Source organism: Enterovibrio norvegicus FF-33 (assembly GCF_000286835.2).
GTDB lineage: Bacteria > Pseudomonadota > Gammaproteobacteria > Enterobacterales > Vibrionaceae > Enterovibrio > Enterovibrio norvegicus_A.
Map to the genome: position 1 here is coordinate 8,649 of NZ_AJYD02000033.1, position 968 is coordinate 9,616.

At 41.0% G+C, this 968-nt stretch carries 2 protein-coding genes; one reads left to right on the forward strand and one right to left on the reverse strand.

Annotated elements, in window-relative coordinates; translation table 11 throughout:
- Positions 1-236 (reverse strand): hypothetical protein (locus tag A1OO_RS23675; RefSeq protein ID WP_206744157.1); only part of this gene is annotated, 236 nt, incomplete at its 3' end.
- Positions 237-341: 105 nt separating this feature from the next.
- On the opposite strand from A1OO_RS23675, the gene A1OO_RS08380 reads away from it, so the two are divergent.
- A complete protein-coding gene (locus A1OO_RS08380; protein WP_017005324.1) occupies positions 342-818 on the forward strand; it encodes an RDD family protein in 477 nt (158 codons plus the stop codon).
- The last annotated feature ends 150 nt before the right edge of the window (positions 819-968 follow it).

The window sequence follows — 968 nt, forward strand, 5'->3', positions numbered from 1 at the left end:
CTTTTCATAGCCGGTGGTTTAAATGGGGTTAGCTTTGAATCGTCATCTGGCGGATCGGTTAAAGTGTTTGTTTCTTGACGTTCAGTTTTGAATTCAAACGAAAGGGCTTTTTCTTGGTGGTTTGTTGAAACAGTTTCGTTTGGATTTAAAGTCAAAAGGCCCTGTTCAACAGCAGGTTGGCGGCAAGCCGCGTAAGGTTTGGCTCTTGCTATAACAAGGTAATCAATGGGACGCAATCGCACTGCGGTGTTTTTCTAACCCATTGTGAATGAGGTTGTTTTTTTGGTTTTTGGGTGTTGTCAGCGCCCATTATTACGACGTTAGTTACAGGGAAGGATGCTATGGAAAAAAAAGAGCCACATTTGGGAAACTTTTCTGGTGCTCTTGAGGAGCTTTCCGGCAGGCCAGAAGAGGGTCCATTCGAAACACCAGACTTTTCGACAGCACCTCTTCGAGATCGATTTTTAGCACAAATGGCAGATTCACTAATTAGTGGGCTGATTTTTATAGGTGTTTTTTACATTCTAAGTGAAGCTAAATTAGATACAGAAAGCGTTCGAATATATTCACTAGCTTTTTCTGTGTCTTATTATCTTTTGAGTGATTCATTACCAAAGGGTCGAAGTTTGGGGAAGTGGGTTTTTAAAATCTCGGTTATTGATAAAAAAACAGGAGCATATTGCTCATTGGTCCAATCATTTTTTAGAAACCTTCTTTGTATTACTCTTGGGTTCATAGATTCAGCATTTATTTTGGGGAAAAAGAGAAGACGTTTGGGCGATTTGTTGGCTAGAACTATTGTCATAAAAGATAGCTAACAAGGTCATGAACGGGACACCTTGCCAATCTCGAAGCGCTAAGAAAGTGTCGTGAATACATTGGATTGGTGGGGGTTAGTGCGGGCAAGTGCCCGTTATCACAGCGTTATACGCTGTAATTTTACTTACATGTAAGCAGCGACTTTGAGC